This window comes from Streptomyces sp. NPDC056738 (assembly GCF_042790435.1).
Classification (GTDB): domain Bacteria; phylum Actinomycetota; class Actinomycetes; order Streptomycetales; family Streptomycetaceae; genus Streptomyces.
Map to the genome: position 1 here is coordinate 315,135 of NZ_JBHTZF010000003.1, position 24,397 is coordinate 339,531.

The 24,397-nt window shown below is 72.8% G+C and carries 20 protein-coding genes and 1 riboswitch; of the genes, 11 read left to right on the plus strand and 9 right to left on the minus strand.

Features of this window, described 5'->3' with window-relative positions; translation table 11 throughout:
• Positions 1 to 125: 125 nt before the first annotated feature.
• The 3 genes from ACFRIC_RS08855 to ACFRIC_RS08865 are packed head-to-tail and all read right to left on the minus strand — an operon-like array spanning position 126 to position 3,429.
• The gene (locus ACFRIC_RS08855; protein ID WP_382781612.1) at positions 126 to 1,208 is read right to left on the minus strand and encodes a prenyltransferase/squalene oxidase repeat-containing protein; all 1,083 of its coding nucleotides are present in this window, start codon (positions 1,206 to 1,208) and stop codon (positions 126 to 128) included.
• Positions 1,205 to 1,978, minus strand: coding sequence for a class I SAM-dependent methyltransferase (locus ACFRIC_RS08860; RefSeq protein WP_382781615.1), 774 nt, complete (start codon positions 1,976 to 1,978; stop codon positions 1,205 to 1,207). Before ACFRIC_RS08860 ends, ACFRIC_RS08855 begins: the two co-directional genes overlap by 4 nt.
• Positions 1,972 to 3,429, minus strand: a complete 1,458-nt coding sequence (locus ACFRIC_RS08865) for a glycosyltransferase family 4 protein (protein WP_382781618.1) — start codon at positions 3,427 to 3,429, stop codon at positions 1,972 to 1,974. The genes ACFRIC_RS08860 and ACFRIC_RS08865 overlap by 7 nt, the downstream gene beginning before the upstream one ends.
• 240 nt (positions 3,430 to 3,669) lie before the next feature.
• On the opposite strand from ACFRIC_RS08865, the gene ACFRIC_RS08870 reads away from it, so the two are divergent.
• Positions 3,670 to 4,371 carry a TetR family transcriptional regulator gene (locus ACFRIC_RS08870; RefSeq protein WP_382781621.1) on the plus strand — a complete coding sequence of 234 codons (702 nt, stop codon included), beginning with the start codon at positions 3,670 to 3,672 and terminating at the stop codon, positions 4,369 to 4,371.
• Positions 4,372 to 4,514: 143 nt separating this feature from the next.
• Here the strand turns inward: ACFRIC_RS08870 and ACFRIC_RS08875 are convergent, their stop codons facing one another.
• From ACFRIC_RS08875 to ACFRIC_RS08885, 3 genes are all read right to left on the minus strand, one after another.
• A complete protein-coding gene (locus tag ACFRIC_RS08875) occupies positions 4,515 to 5,393 on the minus strand; it encodes a tol-pal system YbgF family protein (RefSeq protein ID WP_382781624.1) in 879 nt (292 codons plus the stop codon).
• Positions 5,394 to 5,466: 73 nt separating this feature from the next.
• Entirely contained in the window at positions 5,467 to 5,700 is a 234-nt protein-coding gene (locus ACFRIC_RS08880) for a ferredoxin (protein ID WP_382781626.1), read from the minus strand.
• Between the two features lie 2 nt (positions 5,701 to 5,702).
• Positions 5,703 to 7,160: an aldehyde dehydrogenase gene (locus tag ACFRIC_RS08885; RefSeq protein WP_382781630.1), complete on the minus strand. Its 1,458-nt coding sequence runs from the start codon at positions 7,158 to 7,160 to the stop codon at positions 5,703 to 5,705.
• A gap of 203 nt (positions 7,161 to 7,363) precedes the next feature.
• Between ACFRIC_RS08885 and ACFRIC_RS08890 the strand changes: the two genes are divergently transcribed.
• On the plus strand, positions 7,364 to 8,443 hold the full coding sequence (locus ACFRIC_RS08890; protein WP_382781634.1) for an MBL fold metallo-hydrolase: 1,080 nt from the start codon (positions 7,364 to 7,366) through the stop codon (positions 8,441 to 8,443).
• A 123-nt stretch (positions 8,444 to 8,566) separates the two neighbouring features.
• Here ACFRIC_RS08890 and ACFRIC_RS08895 read toward each other — a convergent pair whose 3' ends face one another.
• Positions 8,567 to 9,229, minus strand: coding sequence for a phosphotransferase (locus ACFRIC_RS08895; RefSeq protein ID WP_382781637.1), 663 nt, complete (start codon positions 9,227 to 9,229; stop codon positions 8,567 to 8,569).
• Between the two features lie 114 nt (positions 9,230 to 9,343).
• Positions 9,344 to 9,408: riboswitch (cobalamin riboswitch) on the plus strand.
• A gap of 133 nt (positions 9,409 to 9,541) precedes the next feature.
• Here ACFRIC_RS08895 and ACFRIC_RS08900 point away from each other — a divergent pair.
• The 7 genes from ACFRIC_RS08900 (at position 9,542) to ACFRIC_RS08930 (ending at position 17,569) form a co-directional block, all read left to right on the plus strand.
• Positions 9,542 to 10,783 (plus strand): prenyltransferase/squalene oxidase repeat-containing protein, encoded by a 1,242-nt coding sequence (locus ACFRIC_RS08900; protein ID WP_382781641.1) that lies wholly within the window; start codon positions 9,542 to 9,544, stop codon positions 10,781 to 10,783.
• Positions 10,780 to 11,436, plus strand: coding sequence for an SCO2322 family protein (locus ACFRIC_RS08905; protein ID WP_382781644.1), 657 nt, complete (start codon positions 10,780 to 10,782; stop codon positions 11,434 to 11,436). The genes ACFRIC_RS08900 and ACFRIC_RS08905 overlap by 4 nt, the downstream gene beginning before the upstream one ends.
• Positions 11,437 to 11,520: 84 nt before the next feature.
• A complete protein-coding gene (locus tag ACFRIC_RS08910) occupies positions 11,521 to 12,849 on the plus strand; it encodes an energy-coupling factor transporter transmembrane component T (protein WP_382781647.1) in 1,329 nt (442 codons plus the stop codon).
• Positions 12,846 to 14,594, plus strand: a complete 1,749-nt coding sequence (locus tag ACFRIC_RS08915; RefSeq protein WP_382781650.1) for an ABC transporter ATP-binding protein — start codon at positions 12,846 to 12,848, stop codon at positions 14,592 to 14,594. Before ACFRIC_RS08910 ends, ACFRIC_RS08915 begins: the two co-directional genes overlap by 4 nt.
• Entirely contained in the window at positions 14,591 to 15,448 is an 858-nt protein-coding gene (locus ACFRIC_RS08920) for an ECF transporter S component (RefSeq protein ID WP_382781653.1), read from the plus strand. Before ACFRIC_RS08915 ends, ACFRIC_RS08920 begins: the two co-directional genes overlap by 4 nt.
• A gap of 378 nt (positions 15,449 to 15,826) precedes the next feature.
• A complete protein-coding gene (locus ACFRIC_RS08925) occupies positions 15,827 to 16,246 on the plus strand; it encodes a transglycosylase SLT domain-containing protein (RefSeq protein ID WP_382781656.1) in 420 nt (139 codons plus the stop codon).
• Positions 16,247 to 16,894: 648 nt separating this feature from the next.
• Positions 16,895 to 17,569 carry a YoaK family protein gene (locus ACFRIC_RS08930; RefSeq protein WP_382781659.1) on the plus strand — a complete coding sequence of 225 codons (675 nt, stop codon included), beginning with the start codon at positions 16,895 to 16,897 and terminating at the stop codon, positions 17,567 to 17,569.
• Between the two features lie 79 nt (positions 17,570 to 17,648).
• Here the strand turns inward: ACFRIC_RS08930 and ACFRIC_RS08935 are convergent, their stop codons facing one another.
• Complete coding sequence (locus tag ACFRIC_RS08935; protein WP_382781662.1) at positions 17,649 to 18,818, minus strand: steroid 3-ketoacyl-CoA thiolase; 1,170 nt, start codon at positions 18,816 to 18,818, stop codon at positions 17,649 to 17,651.
• 307 nt (positions 18,819 to 19,125) lie between these two features.
• Between ACFRIC_RS08935 and ACFRIC_RS08940 the strand changes: the two genes are divergently transcribed.
• The gene (locus ACFRIC_RS08940; RefSeq protein ID WP_382781665.1) at positions 19,126 to 20,370 is read left to right on the plus strand and encodes a cytochrome P450; all 1,245 of its coding nucleotides are present in this window, start codon (positions 19,126 to 19,128) and stop codon (positions 20,368 to 20,370) included.
• A 101-nt stretch (positions 20,371 to 20,471) separates the two neighbouring features.
• Here ACFRIC_RS08940 and ACFRIC_RS08945 read toward each other — a convergent pair whose 3' ends face one another.
• The gene (locus ACFRIC_RS08945; RefSeq protein ID WP_382781669.1) at positions 20,472 to 22,517 is read right to left on the minus strand and encodes a bifunctional glycosyltransferase 87/phosphatase PAP2 family protein; all 2,046 of its coding nucleotides are present in this window, start codon (positions 22,515 to 22,517) and stop codon (positions 20,472 to 20,474) included.
• Positions 22,518 to 22,973: 456 nt separating this feature from the next.
• On the opposite strand from ACFRIC_RS08945, the gene proP reads away from it, so the two are divergent.
• On the plus strand, positions 22,974 to 24,371 hold the full coding sequence (gene proP / locus ACFRIC_RS08950; protein ID WP_382781672.1) for a glycine betaine/L-proline transporter ProP: 1,398 nt from the start codon (positions 22,974 to 22,976) through the stop codon (positions 24,369 to 24,371).
• The last annotated feature ends 26 nt before the right edge of the window (positions 24,372 to 24,397 follow it).

The window sequence follows — 24,397 nt, forward strand, 5'->3', positions numbered from 1 at the left end:
GGCACCGAAAAAGCCGGGCAGCACCCGACGAGTCCCCCCAAGACTTCTACGAGTTCGACGAGTTCGACGAGTTCACCGTGTCCGGAGCGTCCGGACGGTCCGGGAAGCCGGGACCGTCCGGACCTTCAGCGCGTCGGCGTGCAGCAGTCGGGGTCCAGGCCGGACGGCAGACGCTCGCCGCCGAAGACCGCGCAGGTCGGCTCGTCGCCGCCCAGTGCTGCGACCGCCAGGAGCAGGGAGCCCGCCGTCCAGGTGGTGAGCTCCTCGGGCCAGACGGCCCGGTCCTCGAAGACGTAGCCCGTCCAGTACAGACCGGACCGCGGATCGCGCAGGTGCTGGATGGACTGGAGGATCTCCAGCGCACGGTCCGACTCACCCACCGCCCAGAGCGCCAGCGCGAGTTCGGCCGACTCACCGCCGGTCACCCACGGGTTGGGGACCACGCAGCGCACCCCGAGCCCGGGCACCACGAAGCGGTCCCAGCCCTCCTCTATACGGGACTTGGCCTCGGCGCCCGTCAACGCGCCCCCGAGCACCGGGTAGTACCAGTCCATGGAGTAGCGGTCCTTGTCGAGGAACCGCTCCGGGTGCAGCCGGATGGCGTGCCGCAGCGCGCCGACGGCCAGCTCCCAGTCGGGCTGCGGCTCCTCACGCTGCTCGGCGATCGCGAGGGCGCAGCGCAGCGCGTGGTGGACCGACGAACTCCCGGTGAGCAGCGCGTCGTCGACCGGCGTTCCGTCGTCCTCGCGCTTCCAGCCGATCTGTCCGCCGGGCTGCTGGAGCCGCAGCACGAACTCCACGGCCGCGTAGACGGCGGGCCACATGCGGTCCAGGAAGACGTCGTCGCCGGTCGCCAGGTAGTGGTGCCAGACGCCCACCGCGATGTACGCGCAGAAGTTGGTCTCGCGGCCGCGGTCGGTGACGTCCTCGAAGTCCCCGTCGGCGTAGGCCGCGTACCAGGACCCGTCCTCGTTCTGGTGCCGTGCCAGCCACTCGTAGGCGCGCTCGGCGGCCTCGTGCTCGCCGGCCGCGTCGAGGGCCATGGCGGCCTCGGTGTGGTCCCACGGGTCGAGGTGGTGGCCGCGGAACCACGGGATGGCTCCGTCGGGGCGCTGCACCGCGAGGATCCCGCGCACGGTGGCGGCGGCCTCCTCGGCGGTGAGGACCCCGGGCAGGACGAGGTGTTCTGTCCGCCGGGGAGTGGTCACGTGGCGTCCGCCTCGGAAGCGGCCTTCGCGGAGTCGGTCGTGTCCGCGAGCTTCGGCAGGTGCGGCTTGGTGGCGTACGCCACGAAGCTCTTGCCGATCACCGGGTTCAGCGCCTGCTCGACGACCCGGGTGGCCAGCGGCTTCTTCATGATGTCCCAGACCAGCAGCTTGTGGTACGCCCGCACGGGCAGCGCCTTGTCGTTGTCGACGCCGAACGCGCACTTCAGCCACCAGTACGGCGAGTGCAGCGCGTGCGCGTGGTGCGAGCCGTAGGGCCGCAGGCCCGCCTCGCGGATCTTCGCGAGCAGTTCGTCCGCCTTGTAGATGCGGATGTGGCCGCCCTCGACCTCGTGGTAGGCGTCGGACAGCGCCCAGCAGACCTTCTCCGGGCCGTAGCGGGGCACGGTGATGGCGATGCGTCCGCCCGGCTTGAGCACACGGACCATCTCGGCGAGGACGCCCTTGTCGTCGGGGATGTGCTCCATGACCTCGGAGATGATCACGACGTCGAAGGACTCGTCGGGGAAGGGCAGCGCGAGCGCGTCGCCCTCCATGGCCGTCGCGGTGGCCCCGGCGGGCGCCTCCCCGGCCTCCTTCATCGCCGCGAACCACTTCGCGACCTCGCGGATCTCCTCGCCGTTCTGGTCCAGCGCCACGACCTGCGCGCCGCGCCGGTAGCACTCGAACGCGTGCCGGCCGGCACCGCATCCGAGGTCCAGGACGCGGTCGCCGGGGGCGAGCGGGAACCGGGAGAAGTCGACGGTCAGCACGTGGCCCTGCTTTCGCGGTTGGCTACAACTAGTTCTTCGGCGGCGGGGGTGGCTTCCGCGGCCTCGGCGCGGTCGGGTCCCGGGGTCGCCGGGGAGCCGCCGCGCGCGTCGGTGCCCGCGGTGACGGCCGCGCGCGAGCGGAGCCGGGACGCGGGGAGGGCCATCGCCGCACGGTAGTGGGCCACCGTGCCCTCGGCCGCCTTGGCCCAGGTGAAGCGCGCCAGGACGCGCTCGCGCCCGGCGGCACCGAGCCGTGCCCGCAGCGCGGGGTCGCCGAGAAGTCGGCCGAGAGCCGCCGCGAGGGCTCCCGGGTCGCCCGGCGGGACCGCGAGACAGGTCTCGCCGTCGGGGCCCGCGACCTCCGGGATCGCTCCGCCGGTGGTGGCCACCAGGGGCGTGCCGGTGGCCATCGCCTCGGCGGCGGGAAGCGAGAAGCCCTCGTACAGGGAGGGCACGCAGGCGACTTCGGCCGAGCGGACGAGGTCGACGAGCTCGGCGTCGGAGATGCCCTTGACGAACTCGACGGCGCCGTCGAGGCCGTACCGCTCGATGGCCTGGGCCACCGGCCCGTCCTCGGCGCGCTTGCCGACGACGACGAGGTGCGCGCCCGGGTGCTCGGTCCGCAGCTTCGCGAGCGCCTCGACGAGGAACACCAGGCCCTTGAGGGGCACGTCGGCGCTGGAGGTGGTGACGATGCGGCCCGGTACCTGGGGCACGGACGGGTCCGGGGAGAACAGGTCGGTGTCCGCGCCGATGTGGACGACGTGGATGCGGTCCTGCTCGACCCGGAGGTGGTCGACGATCTCCTGGCGGGAGGTGCCGGAGACGGTGAGCACGGACGGCAGGCGGCGCGCGACGCGCTTCTGCATCCGGGTGAAGGCGTACCAGCGGCGCACGGAGGCGCGGCGCTGCCAGCCCTCGGCGGCGTCCAGTTCGAGCTGCCGGTCGACGGTGATGGGGTGGTGGATCGTGGTCACCAGCGGAGCGCCGACGTCCCCGAGGAGGCCGTAGCCGAGGGTCTGGTTGTCGTGGACGACGTCGAACTCGCCGCGCCGGGCCCGCAGATGCCGGCGGGCGCGCAGCGAGAAGGTCAGCGGCTCGGGGAAGCCGCCGGTCCACATCGTGCCGACCTCGAGGGCGTCGATCCAGTCGCGGTACTCGTCACGCGCGGGCGTGCGGAAGGGGTCCGGCTGGCGGTACAGGTCCAGGCTGGGCAGCTCGGTGAGGCTCAGGCCCGGCAGGCCCTCGTCGAGCACGGGGTAGGGCTGGGAGCCGATGACCTCGACGCGGTGGCCGAGGCGGGCGAGTTCGCGCGAGAGATGCCGTACGTAGACACCCTGGCCGCCGCAGAACGGGTTTCCCTTGTACGTGAGGAGCGCGATGCGCAGGGGTCGGTCCCCGTCGGCTGCCGCGCCCTCCCCGGGGTCCGCCTCCATGGCCTCAGCGGTCACTTCCGGTCCCCTTCTCCCTGCACTTTCCCGCGAGATTACGCCGGGACGCTAATCTAGAACAAGTTTCAGACTTGATCGTTCACGGAGCACTGAATCTACCGGCAGGTAGCGCCGCTGTGAGCGGTGGATCAGGTGATTCACGCCACGACCGGGCGGCTGGATCGCCTGGTTCACCCGGTGGTGTCACGCCCTGCCGGGCCGGCTCACCGCTCCCTCTCGCTGATGTCACGGAACGGACCCATGCCTGCGGAAGCCAAGGCGGACTCGAACTACGCGCGACCGGCGCCGGGGGCCAGCACGCCCGCCGCGTCCTCCGGCGCCGCGCACCACCGGCCGCACTCCATCGCGCATCCCGCCTCCCCGCCGCTCACCGAGCGCCAGGAGGCGCGCCGCCGCCGGATCCTGCACGCGAGCGCGCAGCTCGCCAGCCGGGGCGGCTTCGACGCCGTACAGATGCGCGAGGTCGCGGAGTCGTCGCAGGTCGCCCTCGGCACCCTGTACCGCTATTTCCCCTCGAAGGTGCATCTGCTGGTCGCCACGATGCAGGACCAGCTCGAGCACATGCACGGCACGCTGCGCAAGAAGCCGCCGGCCGGGGACACGGCCGCCGAGCGGGTGGCGGAGACCCTGATGCGGGCGTTCCGCGCCCTCCAGCGGGAGCCGCACCTGGCCGACGCGATGGTCCGCGCGCTCACCTTCGCGGACCGCAGTGTCAGCCCCGAGGTCGACCAGGTCTCGCGGCAGACCACGGTGATCATCCTGGACGCGATGGGCCTCGACGACCCGACGCCCGACCAGCTCTCCGCCGTCCGGGTGATCGAGCACACCTGGCACTCCGCCCTGATCACCTGGCTCTCCGGCCGCGCCTCGATCGCCCAGGTCAAGATAGACATCGAGACGGTCTGCCGCCTGATCGACCTGACGGGCCCGGACGACCGGTAGCTCCGGCGGCTCCGGTGCGGGGGGCAGCGCCGCCCGCCCGAACGGGAAGGCCGGTACTCGCAGGAGCGCCGGCCCGAGCGTCAAGGCCGGTACCTGCGGAAGCACCCCTACGACCGGGTGCGCCGCTCCAAGCCCACCCTCTCCTAGCCCACCCGCCCCTGGCCCACCCGTTCCAGGCCGCTCCAGCTCCGCCCGATCGCCGTCTCCCCGGCCCAGCGCTCCAGCAGCCGCCGCGCCTCCGGCTCCGGGGCCGCGAGCGACACCGCCTGGGCGCCCGCCCGGACATCGCGTTCCTGCTGATGGGTGCCCTCGCTGCAGCAGGCGCACAGGACACGTACGGAACTGGCGGGTTCGGCGCCGAAGCCGTGCTCGGTGAACAGGGTGAGCAGGGCGTCCAGGTCGTCGCTCTCGCCGGCCGCGACCGTCACCTCCAGGGTCGGCAGCGGTGAGGGTTCGAAGAGCGTGAGCTCGTCGAACACCGGGTAAGCCGTGCCCTCGTAGACCCGTTCGCCCTTGGGCTCGCCGTCGTGCACGACGATCTCGCCGTACCGGCGCCCGCCCGTGACGGGCACGTTCACGACGCGTCCCCGGGTCGGGCACAACCGCTCGATCCACACGACCTCCCGCTGCCCGTCGGTGTCCAGCCGTACGCAGGCGGCGCCGAAGCGTCCCGCGATCTCGCCCTCACCCTCGGGGATCTCGATGCCGAAGCCGGCCCAGGCGTCGCGGGCCGTCGCCCAGTCCCGCAGGATCGTGGCGGCGATGCCGAGGTTCCAGTACGCGGGATCGCCCTCGCCGCGCGGGGAGCGGGCCGCCGCCGCCCGTCCGAGGTCGAGCGCCTTGTCCCAGTTCCGCAGGAACTTGTGGGCGAGCGCGGCGTCGTACCACCACACCGCGCTCCGCTCCTCGTCGGGGAAATGCGCCAGAACCCGCTCGTAGAGGTCGGCGGAGCGCTGCCACTCCTCGGCGTCCCACGCCGCCTCCGCTTCCCCGATCAGTTTCCTGGCCTCGGACTTCTGCACTGTTCCCGCCCCGGTCGATCCGTCGAAAGCCGGAGGATATCGGGGACGGTGGAGCGTCCCCGTGCCCGGCGGCCTATTCCTCCGGCGGGAACACCGGTTCGCCGCCGGCCAGCAGCGAGATCATGACGGCCTCCACCGGGCAGCCCTCCGCCGCTTCGAGGATCTTCTCGTTGGCGTCGGTCTCCGCCTCGACGGGGTGGGACTGCATGCCGGTGTCGAGGCGGAAGGCGTCCGGGGCGAGGTGGACGCACTGGGCCGAGCCGATGCAGACGGACCGGTCGACCTCGACCTGCCAGCGGTCGCCCATCCTCAGGCCTCCCAGCCGGCCGGCAGGTGGATCATCTTGTGCTCCAGGAACTCCCCGTACCCCTCGGGCCCGAACTCCCGCCCCAGACCGGAGTTCTTGTAGCCGCCGAAGGGGCCCAGCATGTCGAGGCTGAAGGTGTTCACCGAGTAGGTGCCGGTACGGACCTGGCGGGCGATGTCGATGCCGTGGGCGACGTCCGCGGTCCAGACGCTGCCGCTCAGCCCGTAGTCGGAGTCGTTGGCGATCTTCACGGCCTCGGCCTCGTCGCCGTAGGGGAGCAGACAGATGACCGGGCCGAAGATCTCCTCCCGGGCGATGCGCATCGTGTTGTCGACGTCCCCGAACAGGGTGGGTTCGACGTACCAGCCGCGGTCCAGCCCCTGCGGACGCCCGCCGCCGGCCAGGATCTTGGCGCCCTCCTCCTGGCCGATGCGGATGTAGTCGAGGTTGCGCCGCTGCTGCCGCTCGGCGACCAGCGGGCCGACCTGGGTGGCCGGGTCGAGCGGATCTCCGACGACCAGCGCGTTCGCCGCCGTGGCGAAGGCGTCCGCGAACTCGTCGTAGCGCGAGCGGGGCACGAGGATGCGGGTCTGGGCCACGCAGGCCTGGCCGTTGTTCATCCAGGCCGCCGAGACGATCCCGGGGACCGCGGTGGCGAGGTCCGCGTCGGGCAGCACCACGGCCGCCGACTTGCCGCCCAACTCCAGCGTCACGCGGGTGAGATGACGGGAGGCGACCTCCATCACGCGTTTGCCGGCGGCGACCGACCCGGTGAAGGAGACCTTGTCGACGCCGGGGTGTCCGACCAGGTACTCGCTGACCTCGCGGTCGGCCGGGAGGATCGACAGCACCCCTTCGGGCAGCCCGGCCTCCTTCGCGATCTCGCCGAGCAGATAGGCGTCGAGCGGCGATTCGGGCGACGGCTTCAGTACGACGGTGCAGCCGGTCAGCAGCGCGGGCGCGAGCTTGGCCGCCGCGACGAACTGCGGGACGTTCCACGGCACCACGGCCGCCACCACGCCCACCGGCTCGCGGCGGACGAGGAGCTTGCCGAGGACTCCGTCGCGCTTCTCCTCGTACGGGTAGTCGCGCGCGACCGTGATCGCCGCGTCCCACACCATCATCGCGCCGAGGGCCTGCGCGAGGACGCTCCAGGAGTAGGGGGAGCCGTTCTCCGAGGAGATGACGCGGGCGATCTCCTCGTGCCGTACGGCGATGGCGTCCTTGATCCGGGTCACGACGGCGATCCGCTCGTCGAGGCTCGTCCGCGGCCAGGGGCCCTCGTCGAACGCCCGGCGCGCGGCGGCGACGGCACGGTCGACATCGGCCGTCGAGGCGTGCGGCACCCGGCCGATGACCTCCTCGGTGTGCGGCGAGATCACCTCGATGACGTCCTTGCCGAGCGGGTCGGTCAACTCCCCGCCGATGAACAGTTGTCCGTGTTCCACGAGCTCGGTCATGGCCGACTGCCTCCCAAGGACGCTCTCTGCCACTACTTCTGACGCTTCATCAGATACGAGAACTGATACCAGTTCCAGCCGGATGAGTCCACGCCGCGGACACGGCGACGGACCGCGGAACATGCGGACACGACAGTCGACTTGGGCTCCCATTGGAACCCGTTCTAGTTATAGTGGCGGGAGTCGGCGATGGGTGGGAGCGCATGACGCAGGTGACCGATCACGGCGGGGGCGTACGGTCGATCAGGGTCCCCATCCCGGACAATCCGCTCGGCCACACGCTGGTGTATCTCGTCGACACGGACGCGGGTCCCGTGCTCGTCGACACCGGCTGGGACGACCCGGACTCCTGGGACACCCTCACCGAGGGGATCACCGGCTGCGGGACCTCCGTCACGGAGATCCACGGCGTGGTCATCACCCACCACCACCCCGACCACCACGGGCTGTCGGGCCGGGTCCGGGAGGCGTCCGGCGCCTGGATCGCGATGCACGCCGCCGACGCGGCGATCGTCCGGCGCACCCGCGAGACCAGGCCCGAGGGCTGGTTCGCCTACATGGCCGCGAAACTGACGGCCTGCGGCGCCCCGGACGAGCACGTCGCCCCGCTCCGCGAGGCACCCCGCTCCCTGCGCCGCCCCAGCACGCTGCCCGGCTTCTCCCCCGCGCTGCCCGACCGCGAGATCGTCCCCGGCGAACTCCTGCCCCTGCCCGGCCGCCGGCTGCGGGCCGTCTGGACCCCCGGCCACACCCCCGGACACGTGTGCCTCCACCTGGAGGAGGCCCACCCGGACCGACTGCCCGGCAACGGACGCCTGTTCTCCGGCGACCACCTGCTGCCGAGGATCACCCCGCACATCGGCCTCTACGAGGACCCGGACACCCACGGGCGCCCGCCCTACGCGGGCGGCGTCGAGGGCCTGGCGGAGATCGCCGACCCCCTCGGCGACTACCTCGACTCCCTGGAGCGCGTCGGCCGCCTCGGCCCCGCCGAGGTGCTCCCGGCCCACCAGCACGTGTTCACCGACGCCCCCGCGCGGGTCACCGAACTGCTCGCGCACCACGAGGAGCGGCTCACCGGCCTCCTCGCCCTGCTCTCCGTACCGCTCACACCCTGGCAGCTCGCCGAGCGCATGGAGTGGAACCGCCCCTGGGCCGAGATCCCCTACGGATCACGGAACATCGCGGTCTCCGAGGCCGAGGCCCACATCCGCCGCCTGGTGAAACTGGGACGGGCGGAGGCGGTGGCGGGCAGCGACCCGGTGACGTACGCGGCGGTGTGAGACCGCCCGGGCACCCACCGAATCCCCGGCACTGCCGGACCCCGGCCCCACCGAGCCCGCACCCACCCGCACCCGGGGCCGCCCATCGGCGCGCCCCACCGACTTCGCCGGCCCGCGCCCTCCTCAGCCCAACAACTCCCGTATCAACTCGTCCGCCTCGCCGAGGAGTTCGACCTCCCGCGGGCTCATCGTCGGGTTGGCCGCACGGCGCCGGCCCGCCTCCACGAGTCCCGCCTCGGTCACCTGGTCCTCGTTCCCGTCGAGCAGCGCCTCCAGCGTCTCCCCGGCCACGTCCCCGATCGCCTCGCCGCCGACGGCGACCTGGGCGAGGATCACGGCGGACATCGCCCAGTCGAGACCGGGCGGCCCCTCCTCGGCGTTGGACCAGTCGATGACCTTCGGCCCGTCCGGGGTCAGCATCACGTTGTCGGGATGCAGGTCCAGATGGAGAACGCGGACGCCGGGGTCGTCGGAGAGCCGGGCGGGCACGGCGTGCAGCTTCCGCAGCAGCCTGGCCAGGGTCAGCCCCGCCTCCTGGGCGGAGAGCAGCCCCTGCCCGAAGGCCTCCAGCATGGTCGGCCCCGACAGCCGCTCCATCACCAGGTCCCCGCGGGTCGCGGCCCGCACACCCGGCACCGGATAGCCGTGCGAGCGCACGTGCTGCATCACCGCCGCCTCGGCCGTCGCGTCGCCCCAGCCCGCGCGGTCCCGCCGCAGCACCCACGCCTCGTCGATCTCGTAGACGTCCGCCGAACGCCCCGAGCCGAGCAGTCTCCCCGTTCGCATGGGCCCGAACCTAGCGGATGTCGCCCAGGTCACCCCGGGCCAGTGCCGAACGCGACAACCGACGGCCTCGGACCGGCCGGTAGAGTGTGCGCGTCGTCATCACACCCGTACGAGGAGAAGCCGGTGCAAATCCGGCGCTGACCCGCAACCGTGAGCCACCTTCGGTGGTGAGCCGGATCGCCTCGCCCGGGACGTGACCGGCTCGTGCCCTCGGCAGCCCGCCGACGGCCGGCATCGTCGAGGGATACGGAGCCGGAGCCGCCCGGAAGCCTCAGTGTGCCCGGTGCTGCCCGTCTCCCCGCAGGGAGAGTCATGTCTGTTCGCCGCACCGCAGCGGTACTGGCCACCACCGCCGTCATCGGGGCGGTGATCGCCCCGGCCGCCTCCGCCGCCGACTCGTCCCCGTCCCCGTCGCCCTCGGCGGCCCTCCCCTCGGGCCTGTTCGGCTCCGCCGACCCGACCTACGACGGCGTCTGGCGGCAGTCGCTCGCACTGCTCGCCCAGCACACCGCCGGCCAGAGCCCGGCCTCCTCGGCCGTGGGCTGGCTGACCGACCAGCAGTGCGCGAACGGCGCCTTCGCCGCCTACCGCGCCGACGCGAGCGCCGCGTGCGACGCGAAGACCCAGGTCGACACCAACAGCACGGCGGCGGCCGTCCAGGCGCTCGGCGGGCTCGGCGGGCACGACGACGCCACCGGCAAGGCCGTGACCTGGCTGAAGTCCGTGCAGAACAAGGACGGCGGCTGGGGCTACATGGCCGGCGGCCCCAGCGACACCAACTCGACGTCCGTCGTGATCGGCGCGCTGAAGGCGGTCGGCACGAAGCCCGCGAGCGTCACCAAGGACGGCAAGTCCCCCTACGACGCCCTGGTGAAGCTGTCGACGGCCTGCGACTCCGATGGTGAGGGCGCCTTCGCCTACCAGCCCGACAAGAAGGGCAAGCTGGCGGCGAACGCGGACGCGACCGCCGCGGGCGTGACCGCCGGCATGGGCCAGGGTTTCGTGGCGGAGACCGGCAACGCGTTCGACCTCACGGGCTGCCACGTCGGCGACAAGCCCAACCTCGCGGACGCCGCGGGGAACGGCGCCAACTATCTCGGCAAGGCGCTGGCGAAGTCCTCGTACCTGAAGTCCGCGCTCCCCGGCGCCGAGGACCAGCCCGACTACGGCAACACGGCGGACGCGGTCGTGGCCCTCGCGGCCATCGGCGCGACGAAGGACGCGCAGAAGCCGCTCGCCTGGCTGGAGAAGAACTCCGCCGACTGGGCGGCCAAGTCCGGCCCCGCCGCGTACGCGCAGCTCATCTTCGCGGCACACGCCACCGGCACCGACCCGCGCGCCTTCGGCGGCAAGGACCTCGTCGCACAGCTCGCCGCCACGGGCCCGGGCCCGGTCGCGGCCGGCGCCTCGGCGAGCCCGAGCGAGAAGAAGAACGACGAGAAGAAGGACGACGGCAACGGGCTCGGCGTCTGGTGGATCGTCGGCGTCGGCCTGGTCGCGGGCATCGGCATCGGCTTCCTGATCAGCGGCCGCAACAAGAAGAAGCAGCCGTGACCCGCCGTCGGACGGCCGCGCTCGCCCTGGCGCTCGTGCCCGCCCTCCTGCTCCTCGTCCTCGGCGGCGCGGGGCAGGCGGGCGCGGTCGGCTACCGCTACTGGTCCTTCTGGGACCTGACCGGCGGAAAGTGGACCTACGCCACCCAGGGTCCGTCGACCGCGCGACCGTCCGACGGAGACGTCCAGGGCTTCCGCTTCGCCGTGAGCGAGGACTCCCGGCACGCCGTACAGCCGCGCGGGGAGCGGGAGTTCACCGCGATATGCGCCAAGACGCCCGCCCGGCCCGGCACGAAGCGGGTCGCCCTGGTCATCGACCCGGGCACGGCCGCCGACGCCCCGTCCGGCGAACGTCCGCCGGCCGCGCGCACCGCCTGCGCCCAGGTCGCGCCCGACGCGAGCACGGCCGAAGCCCTGGCCGAGGTCGCCGCCCCCCTGCGCTACGACACCAACGCCCTCCTCTGCGCCATCACCGGCTATCCGCGTACGGGCTGCGGCGAACCCGTGGCGGCCGGCGGCCCGACCGCGTCCGCCCGCCCGGGCGCCTCCGCGCCGGCCCACCAGGGCCCCTCGGTGGGCCTGCTGGCGGGAGCGGCCGCGGTGGCCGTGCTGGGCGCGGCGGCCGTATGGCAGGCCCGCCGGCGCAGGGGCTAGGCACAACTCATGACCGAGGCCGACCACCCCACCGCCCCGAATCGGCGGACCTCCCGCCGACCCGAACGACACCGGGAACCCGGCATGCCGGTCCCTCGACGCCCGGAACCGGACGCGAGCGAGTCGAAGGCACCGCGGAGCACGAGCACGGCGGGATCACCGCCGGACACCGACCGGGCGGAGCCATCGCCGAGCGACGCCCCGGCGGGTTCGCAGCCCCCCGCCGCGCCCGCCGCGCCTACCACCCCCGGCGTCCCGTCACGGGGCACCCGCCCCCTCCCTGACCCCCGCCCTCGCCCCCATACCCTCGGTCCCGCTGCGGTGGCCCGGGCCGACGCGCTGCATCCCGGGGCCTGGTGGGTCTGGGCGCTGGGGCTCGGCACGGCCGCCTCGCGCACCACCAACCCGCTGCTGCTGGCGCTGCTCATGGCGGTGGCGGGCTTCGTGGTGGCCACCCACCGCAGCGACGCCCCGTGGGCCCGTTCCTACGCCGCGTTCGTGAAGCTGGCCGCGGCCGTCCTCGTCATCCGTCTGGCCTTCGCCGTCTTCCTCGGCTCCCCGATCCCCGGCACGCACGTGATCGTCACGCTCCCCGAGATCCCCCTCCCGCACTGGGCGCAGGGGGTGCGCGTCGGCGGCCGGGTCACCGCCGAGGGCCTGCTCTTCGCGCTCTACGACGGCCTGAAGCTGGCCGCCCTCCTCGTCTGCGTCGGCGCCGCCAACGCCCTGGCGAACCCGGCACGACTGCTCAAGTCGCTGCCGGGAGCGCTGTACGAGGCGGGCGTCGCGGTGGTCGTCGCGCTGACCTTCGCTCCCCACCTGATCGCCGACGTCCAGCGGCTGCGCGCCGCGCGCCGGCTCCGTGGCCGCCCCGACCGGGGGCTGCGCGGCCTGCTGCACGTGGGACTCCCCGTCCTGGAGGGCGCGTTGGAGCGTTCGGTCGCACTGGCGGCGGCGATGGACGCACGCGGCTACGGGCGTACGGCACAGGTCCCGGCCGCCATCCGCCGGACCACCGGCGCCCTCACCCTGGGCGGCCTGCTCGGTGTCTGCGCCGGAACGTACGGACTGCTGACCGCGGCGGGCGACACCTACGGCCTTCCGGTCCTGCTGGCCGGGCTCGGCGCGGCGCTCGGCGGCCTGTGGCTGGGCGGCCGCCGCTCACCGCGCACGCGGTACCGGCCGGACCTCTGGGGCGTCCGGGCCTGGCTGGTCGCCGGGTCGGGCGTGGCGGTCGCGGCCCTGATGATCGTGGCCGCCTCCCAGGACCCCGTGGCGCTGCGCCCCGGCGTCATCCCCCTGGTCGCCCCCGACCTCCCGCTCCTGCCCGCCGCCGCGATCCTGCTCGGCCTGCTCCCCGCCTTCGCGGCCCCGGCCGCCCGGCGAACCCCTGCCCCCGAGGAGTCATCGTGATCCGCTTCGAGGATGTCTCCGTGACGTACGCGGGAGCGGCCGAACCCGCCGTCCGGGGCGTGGACTTCGAGGTGCCCGAGGGCGAACTGGTGCTGCTGGTCGGCCCGTCCGGGGTCGGCAAGTCGACGGTACTGGGCGCGGTGAGCGGGCTGGTCCCGCACTTCACGGGCGGAACGCTGCGCGGCCGGGTCACCGTCGCGGGGCGGGACACCCGGACCCACAAGCCGCGCGAACTCGCGGACGTGGTCGGCACGGTGGGCCAGGACCCGCTCTCCCACTTCGTGACGGACACGGTGGAGGACGAACTCGCCTACGGCATGGAGTCGCTGGGCCTCGCACCGGCCGTGATGCGCCGCCGGGTCGAGGAGACCCTCGACCTGCTCTCGCTGGCCGACCTCCGCGACCGCCCGATCGCCACGCTGTCCGGCGGCCAGCAGCAGCGGGTCGCGATCGGTTCGGTGCTCACCCCGCACCCGCGGGTCCTGGTCCTCGACGAGCCCACCTCGGCCCTGGACCCCGGCGCCGCCGAGGAGGTCCTGGCCGTCCTGCAGCGCCTGGTCCACGACCTCGGCACCACGGTCCTGATGGCCGAGCACCGCCTGGAACGGGTCGTCCAGTACGCCGACCGGATCGCCCTGCTGCCCGCTCCGGGAGCGCCGCTGACGCTCGGCACCCCGGCCGAGATCATGGCCGTCTCCCCGGTGTGCCCGCCGGTCGTGGAGCTCGGCCGCCTGGCCGGCTGGTCCCCGCTCCCCCTGACCGTGCGCGACGCACGCCGCAGGGCGGGAACCCTGCGCGAACGCCTCACCGCCACACCCTCACCCGAACCCACGCCCCCTTTCCCCCTCCCCCAGTCACAGTCACAGTCACAGTCACCGGCACCGAAACCCCCAGCCACCCCCACCCCCCTCCTCTCCCGCCTCTTCCGCGGACGGGGACGGGAACGCGGAGGAGGCGGGAGCGCGCCGACGACCACGCCCCCTCCCCCGCCGTCGGAGGTGGCCGTCGTCGAGTCGCTGGCGGTCCGGCGCGGGCGCGTCGAGGCGCTGCGGCGGGTCGACCTGACCGCGGGGCCGGGCGAGACCATCGCGCTGATGGGCCGCAACGGCGCAGGGAAGTCGACCCTGCTCGGAGCACTGGTCGGGCTCGTCGAACCGGCGGCGGGATCCGTCCGGGTCGGCGGGGCGACACCGCACCGCACGGCGCCGCGTGACCTCGTACGCCGCGTGGGACTCGTACCGCAGGAGCCGCGGGACCTGCTGTACGCGGACACGGTGGCCGCCGAGTGCGCGGCGGCCGACGAGGACGCCGGGGCCGCCGCCGGAACCTGCCGGGCGCTGGTGTCCGAGCTGCTGCCGGACATCGCGGACGACACGCACCCGCGTGATCTGTCGGAGGGGCAGCGGCTGGCGCTGGCGCTGGCCGTCGTCCTCACGGCGCGTCCCCCGCTGCTGCTGCTCGACGAGCCGACCCGGGGCCTCGACTACGCGGCCAAGGCCCGGCTGGTCTCCTTGCTGTGCGGGCTGGCCGCCGGCGGGCACGCCATCGTGCTGGCCACCCACGACGTGGAACTCGCCGCCGAACTGGCCGACCGTGTGGTGATCCTCGCGGACGGTGAGGTCGTCGCCGACGGTCCCACCGCCGAGGTGGTCGTCGCGTCCCCGTCGTTCGCCCCGCAGGTCGCCAAGATCCTGGCCCCCGAGCCGTGGCTCACCGTCGCCCAGGTCGGAAGGGCCCTCGCATGACCTCCACCGACCCCTCCGCCCGCCCCCGTTCCCGCCCTCAGCCCCAGGCCCAGGCCCGGGCCGTCCGTCTCGGCCCGCGTTCCGTCGCCGCCCTGGTCCTGGTCAGCGCGACCGGAGCGGCCGGATTCGGCTGGCCGCTCTTCGCGGGTCCCGGCTCGCAGGTCAGCGCGCACGCCCAGGACGCGCCCTGGCTGTTCGCGGGGCTCCTCGTCCTGCTGGTCGCGGTGGTCGCGGCGACGATCTCCGAATCGGGCCTCGGCCCTAAGGCGGTCGCCATGCTGGGTGTGCTGGCCGCGACCGGCGCCGCGCTGCGCCCGCTGGGGGCCGGGACAGCCGGGATCGAGCCCATGTTCTTCCTGATGGTGCTGAGCGGCCGGGTGCTCGGGCCGGGTTTCGGCTACGTCCTCGGGTCCGTGACCATGTTCGCGTCGGCGCTGCTGACGGGCGGGGTGGGGCCCTGGATGCCGTTCCAGATGCTGGCCATGGGCTGGTTCACGATGGGGGCCGGGCTCCTGCCGGGCCCGGACCGGCTGCGCGGCCGCGCGGAGCTGCTGATGCTCGCCGGGTACGGCTTCCTCGCCGCCTTCGCCTACGGCACCGTCATGAACCTGGCCGGCTGGCCCTTCATGGACGCGCTGGCCTCGAACATCGCCTTCGACCCGCACGCCGCCGTACCCGCCAACCTCGCCCGCTTCCTCGCATACTGCCTGGCGACCTCGCTCGGCTGGGACCTGGGGCGGGCGGTGGTCACGGTCGTCCTGACCCTGACGATCGGCACGGCCCTCCTCAAGGCGCTGCGCAGGGCCACGCGCCGGGCGGCTTTCGAGAGCCCGGTCACGTTCGACCCGCGGTGATCAGGGACCCACGTCACAGCGCCGGTCAGCACCGCGTGGCCTCCCCCGCACCGTCCGTCAGGGGCGGGGTGAACCGGCCCACAGGGCGCAGGTCACATACGAGGCGCCCTAGTAGACACAGCACCTGACATGCCCGCACCAATACACCCTCTGACCTGCACATTGAGATCCACGTCACACCGCACCCACTCCCCTCGAATGCGACCACAACTAGTAAAAAGGGTCATTGCGGACGGGCTCGGATCCTGTTTGTCTTGAGGACGTCGCCAGGCGCCACGAGCCCCCACGGGCCGCGGCGCCGACGTACGCCGCTCCTTCCACACACCACGTGGTCACGGCGCACCAGCGACTCCATGTCCCCGAGGAAACAGGTTCTCCGTGTCCGTCTCCGTCATCCGCCGCATCGTCTCTTCCCCGAAGAAGGCCCTCGCCGGTACCGCCGTGGCCGCCGCCACCGCCGGTATGGTCCTGGCCGCGGCGCCTGCCCAGGCCGCCACTCCGACCAGCGCCTCCGCCGCGAAGTCGATCGCCCACACGATGATTCCGGACGCCTCGCAGTTCAACGCCTTCAGCAAGATCGTCGAGCACGAGAGCGGCTGGAACGTCAGCGCGACCAACTCGTCCTCCGGTGCGTACGGCCTGGTCCAGGCGCTTCCCGGCTCCAAGATGGCCTCCGCCGGTTCCGACTGGAAGACCAACCCCAAGACCCAGATCAAGTGGGGTCTGGACTACATGAACTCCCGCTACGGCAGCCCGGCCGGTGCCTGGAGCTTCTGGCAGGCCAACGGCTGGTACTGATCAGCCCCGCAAACACAAGGCGGCACCCCGTTCCGGGGCTGCCGCCTTCGTCGTACCCCGGCCTTCCGCCCCCCTCTCCCCCCCCCGTCCGGCCACAACCTTCTTTCGCCCCCTCCGCCCCTACCCGACCCGAACCTGGGGCTCCGCCCCAGACCCCGCTCCTCAAACGCCGGAGGGGCTGAAACTTTCGCCGCCCGGAGCTGAAAGCGTTGGTGGACCGGGCTGAGAGCTTTGGCGGTCCGGGTTGGAGCTTCCCCCGACCGAGGCTGGAAGCCGTGACCGGCCGGGGTTGGAACTTTCGCCGACCGGGGCCGGAAGCCTTGCCCGGCCGGGGCCGGAAGCTTTGGCCGGCCGGGGCCGGAAGCTTTGGCCGGCCGGGGCCGGAAGCGTTGGCCGGCCGGGCTGGAAGCTCTGGCCGCCGGGGTTGGGACTTTCGTCGGCCGGGGTTGGAACCGTCTGGATCATGCACCCGCAGCCGGGATCGCGCCGTCGGGGACGTGCCGGTACATCAATGGCCGTCGCCACCGACGCCCACATCTCACCCAACGGCGACGGGCTGATGCACCGGCACGGCCCCGACCCACCCACCGGAGCGACACCGCGAACGCGGACACGACCGGGACCCGCCCCCGTGGTGGACTGGCCCGCATGACCCCGCCGCACGACCCCGAGTCAAGAGGCCTCCGCCTCGTGCCCGCGCTGTTGTCACTGACCGTCGTCAGCGGCCTCATCGACGCGGTGAGCTACCTCGGCCTGGGCCACGTCTTCACGGCCAACATGACCGGCAACGTGGTGGTCCTCGGCTTCGCCGCCGCCGGCGCCCCCGGCTTCTCCGTCCCGCACACCCTCACCTCCCTGTGCTGCTTCGTGGCCGGCGCCACAGCCGGCGGACGGACGACCGTCCGCCTGAGCGACGGCCCCCGCCGCACCTGGGCCCGCGCCGTCTTCGGAGCCGAGGCGATCCTGACGGCCGCCTGCGCGGCGGTGGCCTTCGCCGCCCCGCACGCGACCGCCACCACCTACACCGTGATCGCCGTCACGGCCTTCGCGATGGGCCTGCGCAACGCGACGGTCCGCAGGCTCGGCATCGCCGACCTGACGACCACCGTCCTGACGATGACCCTCACGGGCCTGGCCGCCGACAGCCGCGCCGGCGGCGGCGCGGGCCACCACTCCCCGCGCCGCACCGCCTCCGTCCTGGCGATGGCGGCCGGCGCCCTGCTCGGCGCGTGGCTGGTCCTGAACCACGGCCTCGCCCTCCCCCTGCTGATCGCGGCCCTGATCCCCGCAGCCCTGGCGGCAACCGTCTCCGGCCGGGAGTAGCGCCGCAAGCCCGCGGCAAACCCGCCGCAAGCCCGCGGCAAACCCGCCGCGAGCCCACGGCAAACGCACCGCGCCCCCCTCACACCCGCTGAATGATCGTCCCCGTCGCGAGCCCCCCACCCGCACACATCGTGATCAACGCGAACTCCTTGTCCGCCCGCTCCAGTTCATGCAGCGCGGTGGTGATGAGCCGCGCCCCCGTGGCCCCCACCGGATGCCCGAGCGCGATCCCGCCCCCGTTCACGTTCACCTTCTCCAGGTCCTGCTCGAAGACCTGGGCCCAGCTCAGCACCACGGACGCGAACGCCTCGTTGATCTCGACGAGGTCGATGTCCTTCAGCGACATCCCGGCCTTGCCGAGCACGGCCCGGGTCGCGTCGATCGGCCCGTCCAGGTGGAAGTGCGGGTCCGAACCCACCAGCGCCTGGGCCACGATCCGCGCCCGCGGCCGCAGCTTCAGCGCCCGCGCCATCCGCTTGGAGGCCCACAGGATGGCCGCCGAACCGTCGGAGATCTGGGAGGAGTTGCCGGCCGTGTGAACGGCCGTCGGCATCACCGGCTTCAGCTTCGCCAGCGCCTCCATGGACGTGTCGCGCAGCCCCTCGTCCCGGTCGACGAGCCGCCACATGCCCTGCCCGGCCCGCTGTTCGTCCTCGGTGGTGGGCACCTGCACGGCGAACGTCTCGCGCTTGAAGCGCTCCTCGGCCCAGGCCACGGCGGCCCGTTCCTGCGAGATGAGCCCGAGGGAGTCGACGTTCTCCCGGGTCAGTCCGCGGTGGCGCGCTATCCGTTCGGCCGCCTCGAACTGGTTCGGCAGATCGACGTTCCACTCGTCGGGGAACGGCTTGCCGGGCCCGTGCTTGGACCCCGAGCCCAGCGGCACCCGCGACATCGCCTCGACACCGCAACTGATCCCGACGTCGATGACACCCGCGGCGATCATGTTGGCGACCATGTGGGAGGCCTGCTGCGAGGACCCGCACTGGCAGTCGACGGTCGTCGCGGCCGTCTCGTAGGGCAATCCCACGGTCAGCCAGGCGGTGCGCGCGGGGTTCATGGACTGTTCGCCGGCGTGGGTCACCGTGCCGCCGACGATCTGCTCGACGCAGTCGGCGGGGATGCCGGTGCGGCCGAGGAGTTCACGGTAGGTCTCGCCCAGGAGATAGGCGGGGTGCAGATTGGCGAGCGCGCCTCCGCGCTTGCCGATGGGGGTCCGTACGGCTTCGACGATCACGGGTTCCGCGGCCATGGGGGCTCGTCCTCTCCTCAGGCCTGCCCGGCGGCCAGGCCCTGGCTGAACCGCGCAGCGCGGGGCGTCCCGGCCCACCCACCGCGCAGAACTAGAACGCGTACCAGTTCTGCGTGCAGTTTGCTGAGCGAACCCCCCGCGCCGCAAGGGTCGTGCAGCTCCCGAAGTCGTGATCTGCACCAATCCCGCACGGAATTGGGAGGGCCGCGCCTCTTGCCACTTGTAGAACCCGTTACTACCTTCACGGCGATTCCATGTTCCTGATGACCCGTCAGAATTACGTGCGAGAAAGAGCCGGGAGTTGCCGATGTCCTGTCCAGCGCTGCCCGACGGGTTCGACTTCACCGACCCCGACGTGCTGCACCACCGCGTGCCCCTCCCGGAGTTCGCCGAGCTGCGCCGGGCCGAGCCGGTCCACTGGGTCCCCCAACAGCCCGGTGTGGCGGGCTTCGAGGACGACGGCTACTGGGCCGTCACCCGGCACTCGGACGTCAAGTACGTCTCGACGCACCCCGAGTTGTTCTCCTCGTTCCTCAACACGGCCGTCATCCGCTTCAACGAGCACATCCAGCGCGAGCAGATCGAGGTCCAGCGCCTCATCATGCTGAACATGGACCCGCCCGAACACACCCGGGTCCGCCAGATCGTGCAGCGTGGCTTCACCCCGCGCGCCATCCGCTCACTGGAGGACGCGCTGCGCGCCCGGGCCGGTTCGATCGTCGCGAACGCGCTCGCGCAGGCCGCCCCCGACGGCTCCTTCGACTTCGTCACCCAGGTGGCCTGCGAACTGCCGCTCCAAGCCATAGCCGAGCTCATCGGCGTCCCGCAGGAGGACCGCGTCAAGATCTTCGACTGGTCCAACAAGATGGTGGCGTACGACGATCCGGAGTACGCGATCACCGAGGAGATCGGCGCCGAGTCGGCCACCGAACTCATCTCGTACGCGATGAACATGGCGGCGGACCGCAAGCAGTGCCCGGCCAAGGACATCGTCAGCACCCTGGTGGCGGCGGAGGACCAGGGGAATCTCGCCTCCGACGAGTTCGGCTTCTTCGTCCTGCTGCTGGCGGTCGCCGGCAACGAGACGACCCGCAACGCCATCACCCACGGGATGCACGCCCTGCTCACCCACCCCGATCAGTGGGATCTCTACAAGAGGGAGCGGCCGAAGACCACCGCCGAGGAGATCGTCCGCTGGGCGACCCCCGTCGTCGCCTTCCAGCGCACCGCGACCCAGGACACCGAACTGGGCGGGCAGCGGATCAGGAAGGGCGACCGCGTCGGCATCTTCTACTCCTCCGCGAACAACGACCCCGAGGTGTTCGAGAACCCCGAGGTCTTCGACATCACCCGTGACCCCAACCCGCACCTCGGCTTCGGCGGCGGCGGCCCGCACTTCTGCCTCGGCAAGTCCCTGGCCACGCTGGAGATCGACCTGATCTTCAACGCGATCGCCGACGCGATGCCGGAGCTGCGACTGGCGGGCGACCCCCGCCGCCTCCGCTCCGCCTGGCTGAACGGGGTCAAGGAGCTCCAGGTCCGTCACGCGTAGCGGGGCCGCGCACGCTCGGGCCGGCGGCCTCCCGGCACCGCCGGCCCGTCCCGAGGGAGGCAGGGGCACCCCCGCGTCCGCCTCTGCCTCCCCCGAGGTGATCAGCCCGGCGTACGGCCCGCCACGCCGACCGGTCGTCCCACCGCGGCCCCGGCCGGTGCCACGGCCGCCCGGACCCGCGGGCCGCTGACGAGATACGTGAGGCCGAAGCCCGCGGCGACGACAGCCGCTCCGCCGACGGCGTCCAGGACCCAGTGGTTTCCGGTCGCCACGATCGAGGAGACCGTGAGGAGCGGGTGCAGCAGGCCCAGTGCCTTCATCCACCACCTGGGCGCCAGCACGACGATGACGATCCCGCACCACAGGGACCAGCCGAAGTGCAGCGAGGGCATCGCCGCGTACTGGTTGGTCAGCTCGGTCAGCGTTCCGTAGTCGGGCTTGGAGAAGTCCTGCACCCCGTGCACGGTGTCGATCACGCCGAGGCCCGGCATCAGGCGCGGCGGGGCGAGCGGGTAGAGCCAGAAGCCGACGAGGGCGAGGAGGGTCGCGAAGCCGAGGGCGGAGCGCGCCCAGCGGTGGTCGGCGGGGCGGCGGACGTAGAGCACGGCGAGGATGGTGAGCGGGACACCGAAGTGGAACGACTGGTAGTAGAAGTCGAAGAAGTCCCGCAGGCCGGGGACCTGGACCACCGCGTGGTTGACCCAGCGCTCGATGTCCAGGTGCAGGAACCGCTCGACGGAGAGGACCTGCCGGCCGTGGTGCTCGGCGGTGGCCCGCCCGCCGGAGTTGGTGCCGCCCGTGGCGGCGAGCCTGACCTGCTGGTAGGCGGAGTAGCCGACGCGGATCAGGAGCAGTTCGAGGAGCAGGTTCGGGCGGGTGAGGATCCGGCCGGACGCCGACAGCGGGATCCGCCTCCACCGGGTGGGGGCGGGCGCCGCGTGGCGGGTGGGGACCGGGGCCCGGTAGTACGCGGACGTACGGGACAGGAACGGAACGGCCGTGGCGGCGGCCAGCGCGGCGATCAGCACCACGTTGTCGCGCACCGGTTCGAGGACCGGCATGTCCGGCAGCAGCATCGGGACGGGCAGCGTCATGACGAGGACGACCGCGACGGGCCACACATAGCGGTCGGAGGCCTTCCGGCCGACCCGGCCGACGAGCGCGAGCAGGACCCACAGGACCTGGTGCTGCCAGGTGGTGGGCGAGACGGCGACGGCGACGCAGCCGGTCACCGCGACGGCGAGCAGCAACTGCCCGTCCCGGGCGTAGCGCACCGCGCGGCGCAGTCCGAGGAAGGCGACGGCCGCGCCGAGCGCCAGGAAGAGGCCGACCTCCAGCGGCCCGGTGAGGCCGAGCCGCAGCAGGGCGCCGTGCAGGGACTGGTTGGCGAGGTCGTCGGCGGACCCGCCGAGGCCGACGCCGGCCAGGTGGTGCACCCAGTACGTGGTCGAGTCGTGCGGCATCGCGCCCCAGGCGAGCGCGGTGAGGGCGGCGAAGGTGACGCCGGTGGCGGTGGCGGCGCGGCGGCGGCCGGTGAACCAGAGCAGCGGGGCGAAGAGCAGCACGGTCGGCTGGAGGGCGGCGGCGAGCCCGATGAGGACGCCGCAGAGGCGTTCGCCGCGGACGACGAAGCAGCCGAGCAGGACGAACAGCACCGGGATGATGCTGGTCTGGCCGAGGTAGAGGGCGTTGCGCACGGGGAGCGACAGCATCAGCAGGCTGACGGCCACGGGCGCGGCGAGCAGTGACGTACGCCGGCTCACGGGCGGTGGCAGGGCGCGGGCGGCGATCAGGCCGAGCGCCACGACGAGCAGCAGGGTGCCGAAGGTCCAGCCCCAGCCCAGGGCCTGTTCGGCCGACCGGGTGAGGGGTTTGAGGACGAGGCCGCCGAACGGGGTGCCGGTGAACCGTGTCGAGTCGTACAGCGAGCCCTTCACGTGCAGGACGCCGTGCGGGCCGACCCAGGTCTCCAGGTCGGTCAGCCGCTCCGCCTTGGGGGTGCTGAGGACGGCGGCGAGCTGTCGTACGGCCAGTACGGCGGCGACGGCCCAGAGCCCGACGCGCAGCGCGCGCACCCGGGCCCGCACCGTCTCCGGTGCTCCCACGAGGCCCTCGCCCGGCCGTCCGCCGTGCTCCACGTTCGCCACGCCCTGTCGGCCCTCCGACCCGTTGATCGACCCGTGTCTCACAGATCCCTTATGTCAACCCATATCAGGATCCGGCGCGTCACGGCCACCGTCACCGGAGGGCGCGGCAGGCCCGGATCGGCCTGAACGCCCGCTCCGCTTTGTCCGAATATCGACGGTCCGCGAAAGGGCCGGTTCCCGGCCGGGCCCGCGACATGACTCACAGACGGCACCCCGCGAGGACGGCTCCGGTTCTCCCGTCGCGCCTGCATACGCCGCCTTTACGCACTCTGAGCGCAGGACCGCTTACCCCACGTGATGGGGGCAAAGGGCCCTAAGGTCGCTTTTCGGCCCGTCTTCGGACGGGCCGCCGGTCCGCCCCGGGTCACCCGCGGGTCACCTTCACGGGTCACCTGCGCGAGCCCCCGGGCCCGCTCCCGGGCGGACCCGTCCCTGTCCCCGGCGAAAGGAAGGCTCTTGCCGACCGCCACCCCGACCGCGACCCCGACGGCCCCCGCCGTCCGTGTCCCGGCTCCCGCCCGCCCCGGCTCCCCCGAGGTCACCGTCACCGACCCCGCGCTGGTCAGGCGCGCCGTGAAGGCGGCGGCGCTCGGCAACGCGATGGAATGGTTCGACTTCGGCGTCTACAGCTACATCGCGGTGACCCTGGGCAAGGTCTTCTTCCCCTCGGGCAACCCGACCGCCCAGCTCCTGTCGACGTTCGGCGCCTTCGCCGCGGCCTTCCTCGTCCGCCCGCTCGGCGGCATGGTCTTCGGTCCGCTCGGTGACCGGATCGGCCGCCAGAAGGTCCTCGCGCTCACCATGATCATGATGGCGGCGGGCACCTTCGCGATCGGTCTGATCCCGTCGTACGCCACGATCGGCGTCGGCGCTCCGATCCTGCTGCTCGTGGCCCGTCTGGTGCAGGGCTTCTCCACCGGCGGCGAGTACGCCGGCGCCACGACCTTCATCGCCGAGTACGCGCCGGACAAGAAGCGCGGCTTCCTCGGAAGCTGGCTGGAGTTCGGCACGCTGGCCGGATACATCGGCGGCGCGGGTCTGGTGACCCTCATGACCGCCCTGCTGTCCACCGACGACCTGCTGTCCTGGGGCTGGCGCGTCCCGTTCCTGATCGCGGGCCCGATGGGCATCATCGGCCTCTACCTGCGGATGCGCCTGGAGGAGACCCCGGCGTTCGCCGCGGAGCTGGAGAAGTCCGAGGCCGCCCGCCCCAAGGTGCCGCTGCGCGAGATGGTCACCGGCCAGTGGCGCACGCTGCTGCTGTGCATGGGCCTGGTGCTGGTCTTCAACGTCACCGACTACATGCTGCTGTCCTACATGCCCAGCTACCTGACCAGCGAGCTCAAGTACGACGAGACGCACGGTCTGCTCGTGGTCCTCGGCGTGATGGCGCTGATGATGGTCGTGCAGCCCTTCGCGGGCGCCCTGACCGACCGGGTCGGCCGCCGCCCGGTGATCGCCGCGGGCTGTGCCGGCTTCCTGGCGCTGTCCGTCCCGGCGCTGCTGCTGATCCGCCAGGGCAGTCTGCTCGCCGTCGCGCTCGGCATGGGCGCCCTGGGCCTGCTGCTGGTGTGCTTCACCGCCGCGATGCCCGCCGCGCTCCCGGCGCTCTTCCCGACCCGGGTCCGCTACGGCTCGCTCTCGATCGGCTTCAACGTCTCCGTCTCGCTCTTCGGCGGCACGACCCCGCTGGTCGTCACCGCCCTCATCGGGGCGACCGGGAACATGATGATGCCCGCGTACTACATGATGGCCGCGGCCGTGATCGGCGGTGCCGCCGTCTGGTTCATGACGGAGTCGGCGGGCCGGCCGCTGCCGGGCTCGGCGCCCGCCGTGGAACCCGCCCGACGTTGACGCCGGCGGGCCCCGCGCCACGTCGA

What these genes read in the sequence shown, in the direction of transcription:
- ACFRIC_RS08910 (WP_382781647.1), top strand. Translation starts at nt 11,521, where the DNA reads ATGCCGGTCCCTCGACGCCCGGAACCGGACGCGAGCGAGTCGAAGGCA.
- ACFRIC_RS08870 (WP_382781621.1), top strand. Translation starts at nt 3,670, where the DNA reads ATGCCTGCGGAAGCCAAGGCGGACTCGAACTACGCGCGACCGGCGCCG.
- ACFRIC_RS08935 (WP_382781662.1), bottom strand. Translation starts at nt 18,818, where the DNA reads ATGGCCGCGGAACCCGTGATCGTCGAAGCCGTACGGACCCCCATCGGC.
- ACFRIC_RS08940 (WP_382781665.1), top strand. Translation starts at nt 19,126, where the DNA reads ATGTCCTGTCCAGCGCTGCCCGACGGGTTCGACTTCACCGACCCCGAC.
- ACFRIC_RS08885 (WP_382781630.1), bottom strand. Translation starts at nt 7,160, where the DNA reads ATGACCGAGCTCGTGGAACACGGACAACTGTTCATCGGCGGGGAGTTG.
- ACFRIC_RS08895 (WP_382781637.1), bottom strand. Translation starts at nt 9,229, where the DNA reads ATGCGAACGGGGAGACTGCTCGGCTCGGGGCGTTCGGCGGACGTCTAC.
- ACFRIC_RS08930 (WP_382781659.1), top strand. Translation starts at nt 16,895, where the DNA reads ATGACCCCGCCGCACGACCCCGAGTCAAGAGGCCTCCGCCTCGTGCCC.
- ACFRIC_RS08900 (WP_382781641.1), top strand. Translation starts at nt 9,542, where the DNA reads ATGTCTGTTCGCCGCACCGCAGCGGTACTGGCCACCACCGCCGTCATC.
- ACFRIC_RS08880 (WP_382781626.1), bottom strand. Translation starts at nt 5,700, where the DNA reads ATGGGCGACCGCTGGCAGGTCGAGGTCGACCGGTCCGTCTGCATCGGC.
- ACFRIC_RS08920 (WP_382781653.1), top strand. Translation starts at nt 14,591, where the DNA reads ATGACCTCCACCGACCCCTCCGCCCGCCCCCGTTCCCGCCCTCAGCCC.
- ACFRIC_RS08890 (WP_382781634.1), top strand. Translation starts at nt 7,364, where the DNA reads ATGACGCAGGTGACCGATCACGGCGGGGGCGTACGGTCGATCAGGGTC.